Origin of the sequence: Enterococcus sp. E4-150, assembly GCF_035726465.1 — a bacterium.
GTDB lineage: Bacteria > Bacillota > Bacilli > Lactobacillales > Enterococcaceae > Enterococcus_B > Enterococcus_B faecium.
The window spans coordinates 271,270-292,132 of the sequence record NZ_JAPRGK010000001.1 but is presented as its reverse complement, the minus strand read 5'-3'; the positions used below and the strand labels follow the sequence as shown (position 1 = coordinate 292,132).

Here is a 20,863-nt window from a genome sequence, read left to right as displayed (position 1 = left end):
CCTAACTGATATTTCTATTGCTTATTCTTTTATATACAAAATTTAAGAATACAAACCAGATAACCAATAAAAAAGGAATAAAGCGTGTCGTGCTTTCGAATAACAAACTGAAAGCAATGGCAGCAAAAAATACCAACAAAGCAAGGTCTTTATATCTTGCTGTAGTGTTCCGTTTCTTTTCTTTAACAAATTGAACATGTGCACATAAGATCGAAGACCACACAAATAGAAAACAACTCGTTGTCATGCCTGCCAAAAGCTGAAAAAACAATCGACTATCAGCGACAAAAAAATGTAGACAAAGACCTGCAAGAAATAACGTTCCTGTAATCAAAATACCGTGTAAAGGTACGCCTTTCTTAGAAAGCGCACAAAACCAAGAGGGCAGACTTTTTTCTTTTGCTGTTTGATATAAGATCCTGCTAGTACTGTAAACCGCACTATTTGCCGAAGACAAAGAAGCAACCAGAATCATCAGATTGACAATTGCTGCCCCGCTTTGGCAATGGATCATTTGCAACATAGTGACTAAAGGACTTTCTTTTAAATCTAAACAATGCCATGGAACAACGAATAAAATCGACAAAATCGTTCCTACATAGAAAAAGAGGATACGCCAAGGCAGACAGTTGATTGCATTTTTCAAATTCTTTTGTGGGTCACTCGTCTCACCAACTGTTAATCCGATCATTTCAATTCCAGCAGAACTGAATAAAACCATAGGAAATGAGACTACCATTCCAGCAAAGCCAAACGGTAGTAATTCATCGATCTGTCCAAAATTTTCTTTGATTCCGATAGACTGGGTATGAAAATCTGAGACACTCAATCCTATACCCAATAAGATAAAAAGGAAAATCCCCAAGATCTTGATGATTGAGAAAAAAGATTCCAATTCACCAAACCACTTGACTGCAACAAGGTTGACTGCCATTAAGATCATTAGTGCGCTACCTCCGCTTATCAAAGCTGGTACATGTACAAACCAGAAATGGATATACAATCCTATTGCTGTTAATTCCGCAAGTCCAGCTCCAAGCCAGCAAAGCCAATAAGTCCAATTGACAAAAAATGCCCACTTTTTGCCTAAATAATAGTCAATGAAATCACTGATAGAGTTAAATGTACTATTTGCTAAAAATAAATCACCCATGGCCCGCATCAAACCATAAATAGCCAAACCGCATATCAAATAGACGAGAATAACAGCTGGCCCTGCTGATGCAATTGCCTTTGCTGAACCTAAAAATAATCCTGTTCCAATTGCGCCACCTAATGCGATTAACTGGATATTTCGATTAGTTAGAGTCCGTTTCATTGCCGGTTTTTCCATCAAGTTCACCTTTTTCTTTTTCAAGCAGCATGGCGACTTCCTGTTCCCAAGAAGGTTTCTTTATTTTTTCAATACAGAGTGGTACTACAAACAAAATGACACTGATGGCTGTGACTGCAATTAGATTGATCCATGTTCCAGCTTTCATCGTCAGCCCGACAGAAAATCCGATTGCCGCAAATAAAACAATAACGACAGTCCAAACTCCAAGATTGCTCTTTTTCTCTTTTTTTCCAATTCTAAATGGTCGATTCAACTTTGCATGTGTATAACGCAATCTCAAAACTGCGATCCCCATGATGACATAGACGATACAGTAGATAACAGTAGTTGAATTTACGAGCATCAAAAATGCTTGATTGACGCCAGGAATCAGCAAATAAAAAAGTGCAAAGATTGAGATAATGACAGACTGAGTCAAAATAACGGATTTGGATACGTCAAATTGATTCGTCTTCCAAAAATTGAATTTTGGTGGATACGCACCTTTTCTAGCACTTTCTGTCACTGTCTTTGCTGGTCCTGAGGCCCAAGCAGATAATTGGACTGCTACACCAATGAAGACAAGTAAACTAAACAAATTCACAATAAGATGTGGCAAACCAAGAATTTGGCAATAAATCGAAATAGATTGCGCGATATTATTCAATTCCATTTGTCCTTTTGGTACGACATTTGCTACAACTAAAGCATTCAAAATATTGACGAAAAATATAAAAATTAACGCGGCAAATACTCCGCGAATATACGTTTTAACTGGATTTTTCAATCGAGTGATATACACAGAGGACATTTCGATACCAGTAAAAATAAACATGATCGGCGCAAAATAAACAAATGAGGATGCAGTCGTAGTATCTGGTATTAATTTGTCCCATGAAAAACTGCCTAATGTTCCGGTTGGTACGATCCCAACTTTGATCCACGCAGCAAACCCTAATAAGAGCATCATCGTCAAAGGCACGTACAATCCTAACCAAACACCGACTTTTCCGCCGATTTTTGCCATATCAAATTTCAAATTCAAAAAAGTGATGATCCAATAAACGACTAAAATAACAACTAATGTAAATTTGCTGTTCAAACCAAGCGGCACATTATCGATAATATTACCAAACAACGGAGCGAGTGCTGAAGCGACCATCACCATCCCAGGAAACATTTGGACCCATAACAGCCATGAGACAACGAACCCCCATTTTTTTCCTAGAGCATTCGATACCCAAAGTTCTGGACCACCTTTTTGGGGAAACATTCCGGCAAATTCACCAGAGATCAATGAGATTGGAAAAGCGTACAATAATACTGCAACCAGCATGTAAAAAATCATCGTCCAGCTCGTTGCTGCTACATCTGGAATATTTCGTACACTTGCTACAAGGGCGCAGGTCATTCCGATAAAGGTCATGGTCGTGATTTGCTTTGATGAACCAGTATCTTTCATCTTTATTCCTTCTTTCAATAGCGACATATGTTTTTGTTTTCTTTTATTTTTGTTCAAGAACAGAAATGACTAGGTTTCATCGATTCAGTACAAAACCCAGTATCACCGAAACATCCATTGAACGATCTTAGTGAACTGGGTTTGATACATGAAACGAACGATCCAACTTATAGAACGTTTTATAAAAAAGAATATCTTGGCGAGGAATATATGAAAAACAGGGGGAAATACAATTGTTTTGATGAAGCAAATAATTGTCTGTTCTCCATATGTCTCTTGTTATTCTTTCACACAAAAATCAGTTCTATTGGATGATTTCGTTTAGTTTCTTTTCCATTGCTTTGGCGATTTCTTTTGTATAAAAATTGAAAATTCGATCATCATTCAAATAAGGAGTCATGATAGCCGCACGTAGCAGAGTGATTTTCTGTTCTTTTTTCCATTCTTCTTTCGTTAGACCCATTCTTTCAATAAAACGAATCGGAGAATCACCGTAATCTCCTTGTGTAAATGTAGTATGAGAAGTAATAAACCGTTCACCATAAACATCGCCATCCATATAAGAAGACCGATCGAACATTTTTTCATTTAATTCATTGATAGCGTTCAAATCTGTACAGCCTTGTTCTTTGAATACCCAATTGACCATATTAAAATCAGGATGATTCAATGGATAGACTTCGATTGTTTTTCCTTTAACAGTAAAAGTCAGATGATCGAGAAATTCTCTGAATCTTTGAGCTGCCTCGATTGAAGCCCCAATCAATTGACCATATCCGGTCACATTCAATGGCAATACACGATGTGCTGTCCAGACGGCGGCGGCGGTTGCTCCAGCTTTTGATCCTTCCAAAATATAAGCTCCTAACATATCTGGAGCCTTTACTGATTTTTCAAACACATATGGCGCGAAATAAGAAATGATATTTCTCATATTTTTGTGTTTGATTACGATTCCTCCAGCAGCATAAGGGACATAGCCCATCTTATGAGGATCTATCGTGACAGAATCCGCTTCTGAAATAGCTCTGAACCCTTCATATACCTCTTTGTCAATCGTTACGCAGTGGTGGAAAACATGATGTTCTTCAAAGAATTCAGCTAAGGAAGCATACGGCACAAATTCTCCTGCTTCGTTTAGAAACAGTGAACGCGCATAGCCGCCATATGCGGCATCAACATGTAAATAGAAATAGATCCCTTCATCTTTTAACCTTTCTCTTAATTGGACGATTTTATCTACACTGTCTACTTGACCTTCTTCTGTCGTTCCTACGACAGCAACCACACCTAGAATTGGGATTTTTTGTTCAGCTAATTCACGAATTGTTTTTTCCAAAGCATTAATATCCATTCGATAATCCTCTTGAACTGGGATAGCAACCATCTGATCTAAGCCGACTCCGCAAATATCTAACGCCTTCATCCAAGAATAGTGTTTTGTTTGAGGGACCAGCCATTTCCCTAATCTTTGGATATTTTTTCCGCTACGGGAAGAAGCTGCTTTGACCTCATCCATTTCTTCGTCCGTAAAGCTTTCGGTCATTTCCAAAATTTCTTCAACAGATAAATTCAAAAGTTCCCACTCAGACATTTTTTTCACTTTTTCAGGCAGCACTTCCTTGACAGCTAAAGGAATCGATTTGATGCAGCGGGCGTACCATAATCCTTCAAGATTAGCAATAGAACCATCTGCTGCAATGTGTCCCCATCCGTCTGTCATATTGAATAATGAAGCAAAATCCTGTCCTACTTCTGCTTCCATTTGCGAAGTTGCCATAGAAGATTCCAATGCAACATTATTTGGGTTCCACAGCATCGCATAGTTGTAAGCTAATAAAGCAGGCATCAATGTTTCAGCATTCATTTGTCCCCAGTAACGGCCTGCTGAATGCCATGGGATCGATCCTGCGCGTAATCGCTGACTGACTTCATCCAAGACCTCTATCATATGGTCGCGGGTGGCTAGATAATCTGGAGTGAGCTTATCTCCTTCGCTAATTGCAGGCATATCTGAAGGAATATAATTTTCTCTCCATCCAAGATGTTCATCTACCATCTTGTTCAACAACATTTTATAAACTGGTCCATTTTCAGCTTTGTCGCCTATAAAGACGGCCTTGATATCCATATCTTTCATTTTTCTTCCCTCCATATTTTGTTGGTCAATGTCTCGCAGATACATGTGTTTATCTGTAACACCTCTTCACTATAGCACCAAAAATGAGAAAATTTTTTTTATAACATCAAATCCACGTAGATTTTTACAAACAAAAATAAATAAAGTCGGATTTTTCTGATAATTCAACGCAAAAAAACGAACAATTTTTCAATAAATCAGTCTTCTAAAATAGATAACCTAAAAAAAACGAACAAACAAATAAAATGACTGTCCTTCATTCACTAAACATATTTTTATTTTTTTATATTGTTAAAAATTCACAATTTATTTTTTAATAGAATTATCTGTTTTCCAAATTTTATAACATAAAAAACCTTTTTTAACGGCATTTATATGCTTTTTCAGAAATTAACTGATGATTTCAAAAAGAAAACATGTCATAATATTTCCCATATTGTGCAAAAAAATACAAGGCGGAGGCTCTACTATGATTGAAGAATATATTGAGAAAAATATTTTAAGACAGCTGTTTTTATGTGGGCAATTCTATGTAAATAAAGAAGTCAATCTAGAAAAGCTCTCCAATCTCCTGCATGTTTGCAAAACCACTTTGCTCAATGATATCAATAACATAAAAAAAGAATTTGAAGAACAGATCGCTTATACACATCGGGAAAAGGACCGTTACACTTTATATTTTTCAGAACATATACCTCGATGCAAGATCATGCAGCAATTGTCTCAAAATTCGTTGTTTTTAAAAACTTGTCTGCTTTATTTGGAAGAAGATGAACCTGATTATCTTCAATTAACTGAATGTGAATTCATCTCTGTCAGCAAAGCTTATTCATTAAAAAAACAAGTATTAGCTTATTTTAATGACTGCGGGATCGAAATCGACCGCTACTCCCCTCGATTCACTGAAATGGAAAGACGTCTGCTGCTTCTTAATGTGTCGTATCGTTTAGGCGGTTTTAATTCTTGGGAGCTACCTGAATCGTTTTTTGAACGTGCCGATCGTTTCATTGAATCCGTAACGGAAAATAGTGGCAGATTTTATGATAAAGAAAATAAAGAAATCTTATCGATTGGTTTTGCTATCAGTTTCCTACGCCAGCAAGTGTGTGCTGTGACAATAGATTCAAAATTTATCGAAGAAATCAAAAAACGTCCTATTTACAATTATGTCGAATCAGCATGGGAAAACACTGATTTCCAAACCTATTATAAAAAAGAAGAATTCGCCTTTATTTTGACACTATTCAATCTTTGTAATTATGGTTTCCATTCTTATCAGTTGATTGCGGAAGACTTTCAACAGCTACACCAAGTGTTTATTGACAATACTCCCGAAATAAAAGAACTAGTTGCTACCTTTGAATCTCACTTCAATCAAGAATTATTCGGAAACCAACCATTCGAACGTGCGCTGATTCATCTGATGCGTTCGGCTTGGGATAACTATCAATTATTCATGCCAGAAAAATTTTATCTTTTAAATGAGGAACAGACAAATTTATATAAAGAAGTCCAGACAATTTTTTCCAGCTGGTCCAGCCAGTTACCTTATGATCTACGGTTGAATCCTAATTGCATGCGGGCTTTTGTGATCGAATTGAGCGGAATTCTCCGTCTGACAAAAGAACATCTGACTATCTATATCGTCACAAATTCGGATGTTCATTATCTGATTTATCGGGAAGCCTTGGAAGCTGTAACTACTTTCGATTTTCAAGTTGCACCAACAATTTATTCAAGTATATCTGATATAAAGAAGTATGCGCAGCAGTCCTCAAACCGGGTATTATGTGAACGTACATTATATACACCAGATGCGGTCCAATATGAAAATATTATTCCTATTTCGATCAATACGATCGATCGAGCTATCATTTCAGCTGTGCAAAACAAATAAGGGGCTGTGACAAAAATCATGTCACAGCCTCTTATTTGTTGAAGATGCCCATTTCTGTAACAATCTCTTGATACACATCAGGCTCACAACCTCACTTATTTTGGACATCTACGGGTCCGATCTCTTTATTTAAAAAATAAGAAATGATGGTTCGGATAACTACCAACGCCGCTAGTTGGAAAATATCCTGCAAGGTAGGTTTGATAATCGATTCGATGATCCCAGCTGAAACAAGAATTTCCAAACTTAGAAGTATATAGCCTCCCAACATCTTTTTAATAGCATTGTTCTCGCTGACTCGGTCGTTTTGTACTTTTGTATGGACAAATAAATATTTCAAAAAATCCTTGATTGATAGACAAACACCCCAAACCAATAAACAGATAGCAAAGATATCAAGTCCCAGTACAAGTTTTTCAAAATATGGAAGAAGAAACTGCATCAACTCTGTCGTCATCCTACCTCTCCTCTTCTTTGTTTTTCTTTGTCTTCTATTTCCTGATTCAAGAAATAAGAAATGACTGTTCGAATGATAATAATAAGTGCAAGCTTCAAAATATCTGTCCAAGTCGGCTTGATAACTGACTCGATGATATCAGCAACGACTAGTACCTCCAAGCTTAACAAAATATAACTTGCTAGCAATTTTCTTGTATCTGCATTACGAGTATTACGTTCTGCATAGTTTTTCTTGACATGAGACCAATCAAAAAGTTTGAATAGAACAAGAATGATCCCGACAATTAAGATACCGATAGAACAAATATTTAAAATAGCAATGATCCATTCTAGAAATTCAATTAAATTTGAGCGAAACATATACGCTACCTACTTTCTTTTAATTTGTTCCTATTCTTTTATTGTAAAAGAAAGTTACCTTGTTCGTCTATTTAAAAGTTGTTCTAATGATAACGGTTCGCTTAAATTTTTCTTTTTCACTCTCCCATTTTTCTCCCCCCATCCATAAATCGTGGAAGTATCCAAAACAACGTAGCAAGTTAAAATAAGGCTTAGTCCGTCATCAGCTTTTCAAAGAAGCACTGTCTCGGTGCTTTTTTTGTACCCAAATTTCTAAAAATAGAACCATACACCTCCTCAAATCTTTTCTTCTTACCTACCCTATTTTTATTTACAGGAAAATCAGACACTTCTTCTTTTTTGTCAAAATTTCCTTTTTCTTCTCGTCCTATCATTTGGCATTCTAATAAAAACGAACTATCCTTGGATATAGAAAGAGAAAACAAGGAGGCGTTTTTCATGAGTAAAAAATTAATCAAAGTCGGCATCGGTTTAGGTTTGCTTGCCCTTGGCGCTGCATATCTAGGAAAAAAGACAGGACTATTCGAAGATGACAGTCATTTATATGATGAATTCGAATCAATCTAGCATCCTATTTAGTTGAATCACTACGGACATACTTGGAAGACATTGGAGGAATCACAATGAGAAAAAGTAAAGCAATAATGATTGGTGCCGGTATTGCCAATATGGCAGCGGCTGTTTATTTGATTCAAGAAGGCAAATGGAAAGGGGATCAGATCACCTTTTATTCATTGGATGATCACGGTTCAAATGATGGTGCACCGACCGACACTGTAGTGGATGAATATTGGAATAAAAACCATCCATTAGAAAACCAAAAAGGCTATATTGCTCGAGGCGGTCGCATGCTTAATTACCGTACCTATGTAGATTTGATGGATCTGTTAAGTCGAATACCTTCTGTTACTGAGCCAGGGATGACTGCTGAAGAAGATACGAGAGATTTTGATGCAAAACACCGAACCTTTGACAAAGCACGTTTGATGGAAGGTGGCAAAGGAATCATTGATGGCGGAAAACTGGGATTCAATAATAAAGACCGTATTCTTCTGACTAAACTGATTGCTATGCCTGATTCAGAAGAAGAAAAACTAGACAATATCACTATCGAAGAATATTTCAAAGATGATCCACACTTTTTTGAAACAAACTTCTGGTTTATGTGGGAAACAACATTTGCTTTTAGAACACGTAGTTCTGCTCAAGAATTGCGTCGCTATATGCATCAAATGATTTATGAATTCACTCAAATCGAACATCTAGTGGGCGTCAATCGAACACGTTACAATCAATACGAAAGTATTATGCTTCCTTTGATCGAGTACTTGAAAGAACAAGGATGCAAAATCATTTTGAACCGCCGTGTCACTGACTGGGAATTCAAAGAAACACCGATGCAAGATGAAATCACTGTGACTGGTTTGAAAATGACCAATACACTGACTCAAGAAGAAGAACACGTTGTGGTCGATGAAGATACAGCAGTTATTTTCACTAATGGGTCCATTACAGATTCAGCTACTTTAGGAGATTACGAAACACCAGCTGTAGAAAATATGGATTATGGTGCAGCTTCTAGTCTCTGGAAAAAAGCCAGTGAACGTTTCTACAACTTGGGAAATCCTGACAAATTCTTTGCTGATCGAGATGCAAGCGAATGGGTCAGCTTTACCCTGACGACGAAAAACCATTTGTTGTTGAATGAAATCACCCGTATCACGACTCAAGAACCAGGAAATGCCTTGAATTCATTTATTTCAACCACACCGATCACGCCGTTAGGCCAAAAAGATGTCAATATGTCTATCGTCGTGCATCATCAACCGCATTTTACGTCTCAGAAACCAAATGAAACAGTTATTTGGGGTTATTTCCTTTATCCAAGACGACGTGGCGAATTTGTGGATAAACAGTATATTAAAATGAATGGAAAAGAAATGTTAGAAGAACTGATCGGACAACTTTCAAAAGTAGATCCTGGACCAGTAAATATTCGTGAAAAAGAAACAGAAATTTTCGACAGCGTGATAAATAATATCCCTGTCTATATGCCTTATGCTTCCGCGTTGTTCAATAATCGTGCCAAAAGCGATCGGCCAAAAGTCATTCCTAAACATTCGACCAATCTGGCCTTTACAGGAGAATTTGTCGAGCAGCCTTATCAGATGATCTTTACTGAACAAAGTGCTGTACGTTCTGGAGAAATCGCTGCTTTCCATTTTGCGGGTATTCCTATGTCCCGTCTTGTCAAAACACCGCGTTACGACAAAGATATTCCTACTCTAGCTCGTGCCGCAAAAAAAATGTTTGAATAACCAAGAGGTTGTGAAAAATCTGCCCTGCATCAAGTAATAAGAACACCCAAGCTAAAACTGCTTCTTATGTTTTTGACTTGGTTGGACTTATTACCGCAGATGCAAGCTTTTGAACACCGTTTACCAAGAGGTTATGAAAAAGTCGTTTAGTTTCGAGTATGAAGAAAAATTTTGTGAAAATGGTTCCTCACGTTTTTGCATAAATTTGACTTAATACCGAGAAACTGATCCCTTCTGTCATAACCTCTTTTTATTTATGTCTGTTTCTTTTTGAAAACAACCATTTTTTCAACGTTTACTCTCTTGCCAATCCAACATCATCTAACGGATACAACTATTTCAATGATTACCATTACACTAAAAAATCGGAAACACACCTCTCCGAACACAAATACATAAGACTATAGAATGTTTCATTTAAGAAAAAAAGCGTTTCATTATCAAAAAGGTAAGTTCTCCTTTAAAATGAAATTATCTGTAGTACTAATAATGCAGACAATTTTATGAATCTGAAAGGAGCATCTCCAATGAAAGCAGTCACTTGGCAAGGAAAACAGAAAATGGAAATCAGAAACGTAGATGATCCAAAAATATTAGAACCAACAGATGCAATCATCCGTATCACAGCAACAGCCATTTGCGGCTCCGATCTGCATCTTTACCATCATGGTGAAGCAGTTTTGGAAAAAGGGTATGTTGTAGGACACGAACCAATGGGAATCGTTGAAGAAGTGGGATCTCAAGTTCAAACATTGAAAAAAGGGCAACGTGTGGTTATCCCTTTTAATATTAGTTGTGGTCATTGTCATTTCTGCCTGAATCACATGGAAAGCCAATGTGATGAATCAAATCCAGATCAGTTATATGGCGGGCTTTTCGGATTTGGCAAGTTGAACGGTAATCATTGGGGTGGTCAAGCGGAATATCTAAGAGTTCCTTATGCAGACTCTACTTCATTTGTTGTACCAGATAATGATCTTCCTGATGAAAAAGTTTTATTTCTATCAGATATTTTGCCCACAGCTTATTGGAGCGTTGAAAACGCAGGAGTAAAAAAAGGCGATACAGTTGTGATTCTAGGTTCTGGTCCAGTCGGTCTATTCGCTCAAAAATTCGCTGTTATGGCTGGAGCAGAGCGCGTAATCGCAGTAGATCCAGTACAGCACCGTCTAGATAAAGCGGCTAATTACAATGGGGTTGAAACTTATTTCTTAGAAGACACGGCACAAGCTGGAACAGAATTGTATGAACTGGCTAAAGGTGGCGCAGATGTCATTATCGATTGTGTAGGAATGGACGGATTAGAGCCTGTCAAAGAAAAAGCGAAAAATTTAGTAAGCTTACAAAGCGGCACAATCTCTCCATTACAGATGGCATCGCAAGCTGTCAAAAAATTTGGAACAGTCCAAGTAACTGGTGTTTATATGACTCCAGCTTCTTCTTACCCGCTGCAAGAATTTTTTATGCGGGATATCGCTGTCAAGCATGGACAGGCACCAATTATCCATCTAATGCCAAAAATTTACGAAATGATTGCAGAAGGACTATTCGATCCTACACAAATCATTACTCATTCGCTGCCACTATCAGAAGCAGCACAAGCATATGAGATCTTTGACAAAAAAGAAGATAAAAATATAAAAGTTGTTTTGAAACCTTGAATTCAGTAAAAAATACAGGTGATTTTCTTTATGCCCAAAATCAAACGAAATACCCATGAGATCGAAATAGGAAAAGAAGAAGATATCGAAATACGAGGACGTCGCTTCCGCTTCTATTTCCAAAATCGTTACACATTGATCTCACTGGCTGTCGATTTATTAACCGGGATTTTCTATATTTTTGGAAGCCTTGCTTCCTTAACTAAAATCCCCGATCGATATGGCACCTATTTTTATTTGGCTGGTGCTATTTTCTTGACGATTCGTCCTATTCTCAGAATCGTAAGGAACATTTTTATTTACGACGAAAAAAAAGCAATGAAGAGAACAAGCAAAAAAAAAGAGGCATGAGAATTTTTCAAATCTCATGCCTCTTTTTTCACCCTATCGTATCACTTTGATACAGACGAGCGGTCGTCCCACTTTCTTCCTTGACCATTGTCAAAAATGTCCACTCGTATCGTTCATAAAACGTGGTATGATCTGTAATTAAGTAAAGTTTTTCGTACCCAAGTTGATGCATTTCTTTTCTGATTTCCGCTAATATCCGCTTGGCTATCCCCTGCTTACGCTTTTCCGGTTCAACAAACAGGGCACAAAGATTTGGTGTCAAATCAGGGCGGTTATGGAAGTCGTTTTCAATAACGCCCGCTCCTCCGACGATGGTTTCTTTTTCATCTAAGACCACATACCATTGAGGAATACTTTCCTTATTAGCGATTCCAGTACGAATACTTTCCTCATACACAACAGCAGGAACTCCCCATTTTGATGAAAACCAATTCGCGCTTTGTTTTACTAATTCTGGGTGTTCTCTTAATTTGATCCAGTTATATGTAACCAATGTTTAAACCTCCGACTAAAATAAAACGTTTACAAAAATTATACAAGTCTTTATGAAAATTAGCAATGACAACAATAGTGATGTAAAAAAAAACGGAAAACAATCACTTGTTCTCCGTTTTTTGATTAATCAAGCATCTAAAGCTTCTTTTCTTCTTTCTTGGATCGTAGCTACCTTGACGAACGGTAGATAGATCAAAATAGAAAGAACCAAATTGACAGCGGCTAGCACACCACCTGCAATACTTTTTGTTGCCAATACACCGCCAATAATTGGTGGAGTTACCCATGGAGGCATAACGGTAGCTGCTGGCACTAAACCTGTAGAAGTCGCAAAGTAAGCAACACTAACTAAGACCATTGGTGTCAAAATAAATGGAATGAACATGATCGGGTTCAACACGATAGGTAACCCAAACATCGTTGGTTCATTAATATTGAAGACACCTGGCGCAATCGACAAGTTTGTTACAACCATATATGGTTTGTTTTTACGTCCTACTAAATAAATAGCTAACAGTAAACCTAAAGTTGCACCTGTTCCTCCTAAGTTGACAAAGCTGTCAAAGAAAGGTTTGTTCACGATAAACGGTGCGCTATGTCCAGCTGCGATTGCATTAACGTTTGCTTCAATGGCTGGCGCATTGATTGTTTGCATCAAAGGATCGACCATATTCGCTCCGTGTAAACCAAAGAACCATAAGAATGGTGTGATAAATGCAAGCAGTAAGGCAGATGGATAAGAGTTTGCAAGTCCCATAAATGGTTCTTGGACCACTGTATAGAAAGAACCTACGATATCATCAACACCGAATGCAGCAAAAATTGCAGCAACTAAAGCAAACGCAGAGATAGTGATCATTGCTGGTAGTAATGAAGCAAATGCTTTTGCAACTGCCGGTGGCACACCATCAGGCATTTTGATGATCAATTTTTCATTTCCGCTTAAACGTACAAAGATTTCTGTTGAAATAATCCCAACAATAATAGCAATAAACAAACCGTTTGAGCTCATACCTAATGCTCCGCCTAAAGCGAAGAAAGAACCTAAAGAAATCACACCTGCGGAAACACCGTCTTTTCGGTAGCCGTTAGCTAAATGATAAGCAAGCAAGAAAGCAATCAAGACAGAAAGAATGGCAAATGTACCGTTCCAAGCAGCAGCCCCGAATCCTTTCCATGATTCACCACCAAAAATTGAGTTCATCAATTCTTGGAACCCGGGAATCGGTAAGTTATTGATCATTACTGCTAATGCTCCTAAGATCATTAACGGCATACTCACCATAAATGAGTCCCGAATCGCAACTAAATGCCGTTGTGCACCAATTTTTGATGCTACAGGTATAAAATGTTTCTCCATAAATGCAACAAATTTATCCATAAATCTTCCCTCTTTTCTTTACTGTAGATTACGCGTTCAATCGACGATACAGATCAATGATCTCTTTTGCTAAATCTGTAAAAGCTATAGATGTCATCAGATGATCTTGACTGTGGACCGTCAAAAGCGTGACTTCAACGTGATTTCCTTGTGCTTCTTGTGTCAGCATCTCTGTTTGAGAGTGATGTGCTTGGACTAAAGATTCCTCTGCATCTTTGATTTTTTCATCTGCTAAATTGAAATCACCTTTTTTCGCAGCAGCAATCGCTTCCATTGCATCGCTTTTTGCATTTCCGCCAAACATGATCAGACCCATGATGGCTTCTAGATTTTTTTGATCTTCCATTTATTGTATCCTCCGATAATTTTTATTATTTGTTTATTAGTTTTTCTGCTTGGTCGAGTACTTTTTCACCATTCATCATGCCTTAGTCAGCCATATTGATTACATCTAAAGGAATGCCTTTAGGTGCTAGCTTTTCAGCAAATTGATTTTGCATAAAGCGTACTTGCGGTCCTAAAAGTAAAACGTCTACATTTTTAGATTCTAGTTGATTATCCGCATCTGAAGCAGATACAGCAAAGATGTCTGCTTCCATTCCTTTTGCTTCTGCTGCCTTTTGCATTTTTGTGACTAGGAGACTTGTACTCATTCCAGCTGAACATACAAGCATGATTGTTTTCTTTTCCATTTTAAACACGTTCCTTTCTATACTTACACTTGTATATAAGCAAGTAGCGTACCAACTTTAAAAGCGCTTTAAAAAGTTGATATCATCACATTTAAGGTCTATACCAAGTTGCATACACACTAAAAAAGAAAGCGCACACTAAACACACAAATTAATTTTTATTACCTTTTTTCTTTTAACGTGCACAAAAAAAGTTGTGACACAAAACTTGTCACAACTTTTTTCGAATAAACGGTATTCAAAAGCTTGCATCTGCGGTAATAAGTCCAACCAAGTTAAAAACATAAGATGTTGTTTTTACTTTGCTGTTCTTATTACTTGATGTAGGACAGCTTTTTCACAACCTCTCAATAAACGGTGTTCAATCAGCTGACCCTGGGTATTAGCTCAAAACGCTGGATTCACAACCTCTTTTATTTCAAATAACCAGTAAATACAATGAACATCTACAAAAAACTTCTATTTATTTATAGATTTCGTCAGGCAAATCCAATTCTCTCTTATCAATCAAAGTCTGATACCACGAAGCAGATTTTTTCAATGTTCTGCTTCGTTCATCGTTCAATTCGATTCGAACTAATCCATATCGATTCTTAAATGCATTCATTGGTGACACACAGTCAGTGAATGCCCATAACATATAGCCTTCGCAATTTGCGCCTTCTTCTGTTGCTTTGATCAAGTAATGCAAATGCTGTCCGATAAATTCGATACGGTAATCATCTTGCACGATTCCTTTCTCATCCATATACTGTTCTTCATGTTCTCTTCCCATACCGTTTTCTGTTATCAGCCAAGGGATATTATGATAATTTTCTTTTAGATACATGGCTATATCATACATGATTTTCGGATAGATTTCCCATCCCCTGGAATTATTCATTTTCTTCCCAGGTAAATCAAAGACCTCATAATATCGTTCTGGATGGAAAGGTGTCTCTTCATTCCATTGATAACGAGGAGCGCGAACACGTTTAGGATAATATTGATTGATTCCAAGGAAATCTACTGTATGATGCTGAATCGTTTCTAAATCCTCTGTTGCAGGATCGAAATAAATCGATTGTTTTTGACACAACTCCAGGAACTCTTCTGTGTAGTACCCTTTTACCATCGGATCAAAAAATACTCGATTATAAAACAAATCATACATATAAGCAGCTTTTTGGTCTTCTGGAGAATTGGATCGAGCATAGACCATTTCAGGATTTAAAATACAGCCAATCCTTCCACCGTAATTTCCGCTGCGGTAAATCTCTACTGCTTTAGCCGTTGCTAAAACTTTATGATAATTCCACATCATCCACTTTTTTGTGTTTTGTTCATGCGGCCAGCGAACAGCATCCAAATAGCAACGCGTTTGGGGAACGATTGGTTCGTTGAATGTAAACCAGTTTTTTACCCTAACACCGTAACGATCAAAGGCAATTTGAGCATACTTAGCATAAAAATCAACTACTTTTCTTGAAGACCAGCCATCATATTTTTCCAAAAGAAAAGCTGGGACTTCATAATGTTCCAAACAAATCATCGGTTCTACGTCTGCTTCGATCAAAGAGTCGATCATTTCACTTATATGCTGAGCATATTCTTCATCTACTATACAGTTCTCATAATCAGTAAAAAAACGAGCCCAATTGATAGAAGTCCGATAATGTGTCAGATGGATGGATTTCATCAGATCCACATCCTGCTGGTATTGTTCCATAAAATTAGTTGCTACGGCTGGGCCATACCCATTATGCCAAACAAAATGTTCATTTTTATACCAGCTATCTATAAACGAATCCTGTCCTTCTTTTTTTCCTTTCCAACCTTCCGTTTGCCAAGCAGAAGATGCAGCACCAAGAATAAAATTTTTTGGAATAGTAATTTTCATGATTTCCTCCTGTTTTTTAGACCCCATCATTTTCCACACGATTTGCTACTTTTACGAATGGCAGATAGATCAAAATAGAAACAATAATACAAACAAGTTGCGTAATAACTGCACCGATATTTCCTGCTGTTGCTAGATAAGCATTGACGATCGGCGGCATTGGCCAAGGGACCATTACAACTGCTTTCGCCGCAAATCCTAAAGCGGTTGCAAAATAACCAATCGTTCCTGTGATAAGAGGCGTTAAGATAAACGGAATAGCTAAAATTGGATTCAGCATGATCGGCATACCAAAAATAACTGGTTCATTGATGTTGAAGATCCCAGGAGCAAGGGATAACTTGGTGATTTGTTTCATATCTTCCCGTTTTCCAACTAACAATACTGCAATCAGTAAACCGATCGTGACTCCAGACCCACCCATACTCATATACATATCCCAAAATGGCATAGTAATAATGTTCGGTACTTCTTTTCCAGCTTCAAAAGCTTCCGTATTTACAGCAATTGCCGCTAAAAGCAACGGTTCCCGTATCGGCTTCACCATTTGATTTCCATGGATACCAATCACCCAAAAGACTTGCGCAATAAACATCAATAGCAAAATACCCGGTAACCCTTGTACGACACCTTCTAATGGTCGTTGTACGACATTGTAAATGATATCATAAAGGTACATTCCTGTAAGTTCTTTGATGATAAATCCCGCAGCCGCGATACCCGATACAGTCAGAATCGTCGGGAATAAAGCAGAAAAACTAGCAGAAACATTCGTTGGCACGGTATCAGGCATTCTCAGCTGTAGTTTCTTCTGTTTCCTCAACCAGCAATAAAGTTCAATAGAAAGGATGGAGACCAACATTCCCAAAAATAACCCTTTCGTGTCTGTATATTGTTTAGCCAATACGTTTTCTACTATAACAGTCTGATTTTCATTCACTAATTCATAAACAGTTGGATTAACAGATAAATAAGACATCACTGCGATGATACCAGGGAATACACCATCCACTTTATTCAGCTTGGCTAATTCGATCCCTATCAGAAAAACAGCATAGATGGTCAAGAAACTTAGTGTGACATAGCTGATGGCAGATGCGATAGGCTTTAATTCTTCTAAAAAACGCAAGAAACTTATCTGTGCTAAGCCATTTTCCGAGTCAAAGACCATTGCTGAAAACAATGTGCCAAAAGCACCCGTAATAATTACCGGAATCAATGCAGCAAATGCGTTTTTTATCACCATGATATACCTTAAATTATTGATTCTCGTTGCCACGTTTCCTAAAAAACATTGGCTAATTTATCCATAAAACTCATTCCAGATCCCCTCATTCCTGCTTCTTCTCCTTGACGTCATCTCTTTTTGTCTATTAGTCAGCGCTTACATTTCGATGAACAGAAACTATTTACTCCTCTTTTTTACCAAATATAAAACAGAAATTCATCTGATGTATTTATCATAAAATACATCAGATGAACTGTCAATTAGTTTCTTTTTCTCCTATTATTTTCTGTAATTCTCTCCGATTTATTGCCATATGGACAGTCATTGCATCAAACGCAGCAAGTGCATTCCGCCTTTCGATGGCCTGAACGATCTCTGTATGAATATCGATCGTCTCGATTTTCAGATGCTGGATATCATAATTTTTATTAAACAAAGCAATTGATTCATTAATGATTGGGATAATATGCAGCAAGGCTACGTTTCCGCTAGCTTCTGCAATCATCGTATGAAAATCGATGTCTAATTGAACATGTTCTTGTGTGCCTTCTCGAAAAGAAGTTTCAATCTTTTGCGTTAATTTTTTCATTTGGACGATTTGATTCTTCGTTGCATATTCCGCTGCCAAACCTGCCATCTTAGGCTCCAATAAATATCTCAGTTCAAATAAGTCTCGTATCATCCGATCCTGATCTTCAATCAAAGAAAAACCGAGTGGGTCATTGGCAATCCCTCGCTTATCACTGACAAATGTCCCCGCTCCTTGCCGAACTTCAAGGATATTCCTGGAAGCTAGAGCCCGCACAGCTTCTCGCACCGTGCTTCGCCCCACCTCTAAATAATCGGACAATTCATATTCATTCGGCAGTTTATCTCCTACTTGCAACTGCATTTCCTTTAAATATCTAAGGATCTTGTCAGTAGTTACTTCTACTAGGGTTTTATTTTCTTCCAAACCACATACCTCCTTTTCATCTGATGTATTTTTTCGTAATTATTATAACACGTTTGAATCATCTGATGATTTTTTGTATACAAAATTGATTAATCCGTTCATAGACATACAAACGAAGAAGATATTTACCATAAAAAAGACTAGGATAAAATTCACTCCTAGCCTTCGATCATTTTTATTTTGAACGACAAAAAATATGATGTTCAATAACAGACGATCTTCATTCGATTCTTGATGTCATCTTTTGTTTTTTTTAATATATGGATAAAAAGTTTGATTACATCGTTTCTATTCTAGAATTTGGTCGATTCTCAATTCTTCTTCTGGTGAGAAATCTAAATTATCCATCATTCGAACACTTTCTTGTAACTGGCTTAACCGACTTGCTCCGACCAGTACACTTGTAACAGATTTTTGTCGCAAATTCCATGCAAGGGCCATTTGCGCTAATGATTGTCCTCGTGATACGGCGATTGTTTGCAGTGCTTTGATTTTTTCCAGAGTTGATCCAACTTGTTCTTCTGAAAGGAATGGTATTTCCTTACGATGTGCTCTAGAATCTTCAGGAATACCATGTAGATAACGATTTGTCAGCAACCCTTGAGCAAGCGGACTGAACGTGATTGCCCCTAGCCCTTCTTCTTCTAATACTGGAGATAGATCGTCTTCTAGTAGTGCACGAGAAAACATATTGTAGCGCATCTGATGAATAATGAACGGTGCTTCCTTTCTTTTTAAAATTTCAGTCATTTTTTTTGTATTTTCTCCATTATAGTTGGATATACCAATATATAATGCTTTTCCTTGTCTTACAAGTTGCATCAACGCTTCTGCTGTTTCTTCCAAAGGTGTATCAGGGTCTGGGCGATGATGATAGAAGATGTCAACATAATCTAGCCCCATTCTTTGGAGACTTTGGTCACAACTTGAAATGATGGATTTACGAGAGCCCCATTCCCCATATGGCCCTTCCCACATATGATAACCTGCTTTGCTAGAAATAATCAGTTCATCACGGTAGGCTTGAAAATCTTCTCTAAAAATACGCCCAAAGTTTTTCTCTGCAGCTCCAGCAGGGCCTCCATAATTATTCGCAAGGTCGAAATGGGTAATTCCCATGTCGAATGCGCCTCTTAAAATCTCTCTTTGATTATGGATAGGATCATAATCACCAAAATTTTGCCATAATCCGAGAGATAAAATCGGTAATTTCAAACCTGAATGACCGGATTTACGATATTCCATTTTTTCATAACGTGCACTATCTGCAATATACAATTTTTCTCCTCCTCATCAAATCTTTTTAAAACGCTTTCTTGTTTTCTATTTTTAGTTTACTACATTTTAAAGAAAAGGAGTTACTCAAAATGATTTTTTCGTATATTTTTTTGCCATTTGTTTTTTACTCGTTGATAGATCAGAAATTGATTACGTGCTTGCTGGATTTTTTTATAGCGTTTCGGTTGTTTTTTGTAAAATTGCTGATGATAGTTTTCTGCTGGCCAAAACGTACCGGCTGGTTCGATTTTTGTGACGATTGGTTGGTGGAAAGTCCTTGAACTGTCTAGTTTCTGTTTTGATTGTTCCGCTAATTCTTTTTGTCGTTCGTCTTGATAAAAAATCACTGGACGATATTGCTTCCCTCTATCTTGAAATTGTCCAAATGTATCTGTGGGATCAGTAATTTGCCAATAGATTGTCAGCAACTCGCTATAACTTATTTCTCTTGTGTCATAAATGATCTTCACAGCTTCCACATGACCTGTGTAACCACCACTTACTTGATCATAATTTGGTTTTTCAACATGTCCGCCCGTGTATCCTGACAAAACAGATAGGATCCCTTTTTTCGATTCAAACGGCTCGACCATACACCAGAAACATCCCCCTGCAAATACTGCACGTTCTTGATAGTCAGCATCTTGCATGGCATGCTTGGAAAAGTCATATTTTTGCTCCTTATCAAATCCTTCCGTAATCAATAAATAAAAGTCCATTACATCAGGCGTCAGATTCATTCGGATAGCTAATGGACGTAGTGTTGCTTCTAGTTTTGATAACTGTTCTTTAACGGATATATTTTCTCTTATGTCATTCTTTATCTGAATCAATACTTTTCGTTCCCAATCTCGTGTATTCGGATTCAAAATCAGATTATAAAGTGTTTGAATGAATATTTGTTCCTCATCCATAGATTCTCCTCCTTTCCGAAGAAGACAAGCTAGTGACTTTAGCTGTAATTTATCATAAAGTGAGGAAATAAGCGATTA

19 protein-coding genes and 1 pseudogene are annotated in these 20,863 nt (G+C 37.4%); 5 read left to right on the top strand and 15 right to left on the bottom strand.

All coding sequences use genetic code 11. The annotated features are described in order from the left end of the window. Position 1: 1 nt before the first annotated feature. From OZ002_RS01405 to tdc, 3 genes are all read right to left on the bottom strand, one after another. Positions 2–1,333 (bottom strand): amino acid permease, encoded by a 1,332-nt coding sequence (locus OZ002_RS01405; protein WP_325082748.1) that lies wholly within the window; start codon positions 1,331–1,333, stop codon positions 2–4. Continuing rightward, entirely contained in the window at positions 1,299–2,777 is a 1,479-nt protein-coding gene (locus tag OZ002_RS01400; protein ID WP_002307870.1) for an amino acid permease, read from the bottom strand. Before OZ002_RS01400 ends, OZ002_RS01405 begins: the two co-directional genes overlap by 35 nt. Before the next feature lie 304 nt (positions 2,778–3,081). Then, entirely contained in the window at positions 3,082–4,917 is a 1,836-nt protein-coding gene (gene tdc / locus OZ002_RS01395; protein WP_002331956.1) for a tyrosine decarboxylase, read from the bottom strand. A gap of 469 nt (positions 4,918–5,386) precedes the next feature. On the opposite strand from tdc, the gene OZ002_RS01390 reads away from it, so the two are divergent. Next, the gene (locus OZ002_RS01390; protein WP_002287562.1) at positions 5,387–6,814 is read left to right on the top strand and encodes a helix-turn-helix domain-containing protein; all 1,428 of its coding nucleotides are present in this window, start codon (positions 5,387–5,389) and stop codon (positions 6,812–6,814) included. A 91-nt stretch (positions 6,815–6,905) separates the two neighbouring features. Here the strand turns inward: OZ002_RS01390 and OZ002_RS01385 are convergent, their stop codons facing one another. The 3 genes from OZ002_RS01385 to OZ002_RS01375 all read right to left on the bottom strand — a co-directional run bounded on the left by OZ002_RS01385 (position 6,906) and on the right by OZ002_RS01375 (position 8,073). Next, positions 6,906–7,271 (bottom strand): DUF1622 domain-containing protein, encoded by a 366-nt coding sequence (locus tag OZ002_RS01385; RefSeq protein WP_002307868.1) that lies wholly within the window; start codon positions 7,269–7,271, stop codon positions 6,906–6,908. Further along, positions 7,268–7,633: a DUF1622 domain-containing protein gene (locus OZ002_RS01380; RefSeq protein WP_156249292.1), complete on the bottom strand. Its 366-nt coding sequence runs from the start codon at positions 7,631–7,633 to the stop codon at positions 7,268–7,270. The genes OZ002_RS01385 and OZ002_RS01380 overlap by 4 nt, the downstream gene beginning before the upstream one ends. Positions 7,634–7,824: 191 nt before the next feature. After that, positions 7,825–8,073: a hypothetical protein gene (locus OZ002_RS01375; RefSeq protein ID WP_002321251.1), complete on the bottom strand. Its 249-nt coding sequence runs from the start codon at positions 8,071–8,073 to the stop codon at positions 7,825–7,827. Between OZ002_RS01375 and OZ002_RS01370 the strand changes: the two genes are divergently transcribed. The 4 genes from OZ002_RS01370 to OZ002_RS01355 all read left to right on the top strand — a co-directional run bounded on the left by OZ002_RS01370 (position 8,072) and on the right by OZ002_RS01355 (position 11,963). Next, positions 8,072–8,200 (top strand): hypothetical protein, encoded by a 129-nt coding sequence (locus OZ002_RS01370; protein ID WP_002287569.1) that lies wholly within the window; start codon positions 8,072–8,074, stop codon positions 8,198–8,200. The two genes, OZ002_RS01375 and OZ002_RS01370, sit on opposite strands and share 2 nt — an antisense overlap. 56 nt (positions 8,201–8,256) lie before the next feature. Then, on the top strand, positions 8,257–9,951 hold the full coding sequence (locus tag OZ002_RS01365) for an oleate hydratase (protein ID WP_002299871.1): 1,695 nt from the start codon (positions 8,257–8,259) through the stop codon (positions 9,949–9,951). Between the two features lie 527 nt (positions 9,952–10,478). Further along, positions 10,479–11,612, top strand: coding sequence for an alcohol dehydrogenase catalytic domain-containing protein (locus OZ002_RS01360; protein ID WP_002299903.1), 1,134 nt, complete (start codon positions 10,479–10,481; stop codon positions 11,610–11,612). 30 nt (positions 11,613–11,642) lie between these two features. Continuing rightward, positions 11,643–11,963 carry a YrhK family protein gene (locus OZ002_RS01355; RefSeq protein ID WP_002287574.1) on the top strand — a complete coding sequence of 107 codons (321 nt, stop codon included), beginning with the start codon at positions 11,643–11,645 and terminating at the stop codon, positions 11,961–11,963. Positions 11,964–11,991: 28 nt separating this feature from the next. Here the strand turns inward: OZ002_RS01355 and OZ002_RS01350 are convergent, their stop codons facing one another. The 9 genes and pseudogenes from OZ002_RS01350 to msrA all read right to left on the bottom strand — a co-directional run bounded on the left by OZ002_RS01350 (position 11,992) and on the right by msrA (position 20,785). Next, positions 11,992–12,456 (bottom strand): GNAT family N-acetyltransferase, encoded by a 465-nt coding sequence (locus OZ002_RS01350; protein ID WP_002287575.1) that lies wholly within the window; start codon positions 12,454–12,456, stop codon positions 11,992–11,994. Between the two features lie 129 nt (positions 12,457–12,585). Next, the gene (locus OZ002_RS01345; protein ID WP_002287577.1) at positions 12,586–13,839 is read right to left on the bottom strand and encodes a PTS sugar transporter subunit IIC; all 1,254 of its coding nucleotides are present in this window, start codon (positions 13,837–13,839) and stop codon (positions 12,586–12,588) included. A 28-nt stretch (positions 13,840–13,867) separates the two neighbouring features. Beyond that, positions 13,868–14,185: a PTS lactose/cellobiose transporter subunit IIA gene (locus tag OZ002_RS01340; protein ID WP_002299897.1), complete on the bottom strand. Its 318-nt coding sequence runs from the start codon at positions 14,183–14,185 to the stop codon at positions 13,868–13,870. Positions 14,186–14,267: 82 nt separating this feature from the next. Further along, positions 14,268–14,531 carry a PTS sugar transporter subunit IIB gene (locus OZ002_RS01335; protein WP_156249293.1) on the bottom strand — a complete coding sequence of 88 codons (264 nt, stop codon included), beginning with the start codon at positions 14,529–14,531 and terminating at the stop codon, positions 14,268–14,270. 463 nt (positions 14,532–14,994) lie between these two features. Beyond that, a complete protein-coding gene (locus tag OZ002_RS01330; RefSeq protein ID WP_002331958.1) occupies positions 14,995–16,410 on the bottom strand; it encodes a glycoside hydrolase family 1 protein in 1,416 nt (471 codons plus the stop codon). 16 nt (positions 16,411–16,426) lie between these two features. Beyond that, a pseudogene (locus OZ002_RS01325) lies at positions 16,427–17,745 on the bottom strand (PTS sugar transporter subunit IIC). A gap of 149 nt (positions 17,746–17,894) precedes the next feature. Continuing rightward, entirely contained in the window at positions 17,895–18,593 is a 699-nt protein-coding gene (locus OZ002_RS01320) for a FadR/GntR family transcriptional regulator (protein ID WP_002287585.1), read from the bottom strand. 288 nt (positions 18,594–18,881) lie between these two features. After that, the gene (locus tag OZ002_RS01315) at positions 18,882–19,838 is read right to left on the bottom strand and encodes an aldo/keto reductase (protein WP_197081281.1); all 957 of its coding nucleotides are present in this window, start codon (positions 19,836–19,838) and stop codon (positions 18,882–18,884) included. Positions 19,839–19,951: 113 nt separating this feature from the next. After that, complete coding sequence (msrA, locus tag OZ002_RS01310; RefSeq protein ID WP_156249295.1) at positions 19,952–20,785, bottom strand: peptide-methionine (S)-S-oxide reductase MsrA; 834 nt, start codon at positions 20,783–20,785, stop codon at positions 19,952–19,954. Positions 20,786–20,863 lie beyond the last annotated feature (78 nt).

Coding starts and splice junctions, on each gene's coding strand:
- OZ002_RS01405 (WP_325082748.1), bottom strand. CDS start 1,333: ATGGAAAAACCGGCAATGAAACGGACTCTAACTAATCGAAATATCCAG.
- OZ002_RS01400 (WP_002307870.1), bottom strand. CDS start 2,777: ATGAAAGATACTGGTTCATCAAAGCAAATCACGACCATGACCTTTATC.
- tdc (WP_002331956.1), bottom strand. CDS start 4,917: ATGAAAGATATGGATATCAAGGCCGTCTTTATAGGCGACAAAGCTGAA.
- OZ002_RS01390 (WP_002287562.1), top strand. CDS start 5,387: ATGATTGAAGAATATATTGAGAAAAATATTTTAAGACAGCTGTTTTTA.
- OZ002_RS01385 (WP_002307868.1), bottom strand. CDS start 7,271: ATGACGACAGAGTTGATGCAGTTTCTTCTTCCATATTTTGAAAAACTT.
- OZ002_RS01380 (WP_156249292.1), bottom strand. CDS start 7,633: ATGTTTCGCTCAAATTTAATTGAATTTCTAGAATGGATCATTGCTATT.
- OZ002_RS01370 (WP_002287569.1), top strand. CDS start 8,072: ATGAGTAAAAAATTAATCAAAGTCGGCATCGGTTTAGGTTTGCTTGCC.
- OZ002_RS01375 (WP_002321251.1), bottom strand. CDS start 8,073: ATGAAAAACGCCTCCTTGTTTTCTCTTTCTATATCCAAGGATAGTTCG.
- OZ002_RS01365 (WP_002299871.1), top strand. CDS start 8,257: ATGAGAAAAAGTAAAGCAATAATGATTGGTGCCGGTATTGCCAATATG.
- OZ002_RS01360 (WP_002299903.1), top strand. CDS start 10,479: ATGAAAGCAGTCACTTGGCAAGGAAAACAGAAAATGGAAATCAGAAAC.
- OZ002_RS01355 (WP_002287574.1), top strand. CDS start 11,643: ATGCCCAAAATCAAACGAAATACCCATGAGATCGAAATAGGAAAAGAA.
- OZ002_RS01345 (WP_002287577.1), bottom strand. CDS start 13,839: ATGGATAAATTTGTTGCATTTATGGAGAAACATTTTATACCTGTAGCA.
- OZ002_RS01340 (WP_002299897.1), bottom strand. CDS start 14,185: ATGGAAGATCAAAAAAATCTAGAAGCCATCATGGGTCTGATCATGTTT.
- OZ002_RS01335 (WP_156249293.1), bottom strand. CDS start 14,531: ATGGAAAAGAAAACAATCATGCTTGTATGTTCAGCTGGAATGAGTACA.
- OZ002_RS01330 (WP_002331958.1), bottom strand. CDS start 16,410: ATGAAAATTACTATTCCAAAAAATTTTATTCTTGGTGCTGCATCTTCT.
- OZ002_RS01315 (WP_197081281.1), bottom strand. CDS start 19,838: ATGGAATATCGTAAATCCGGTCATTCAGGTTTGAAATTACCGATTTTA.
- msrA (WP_156249295.1), bottom strand. CDS start 20,785: ATGGATGAGGAACAAATATTCATTCAAACACTTTATAATCTGATTTTG.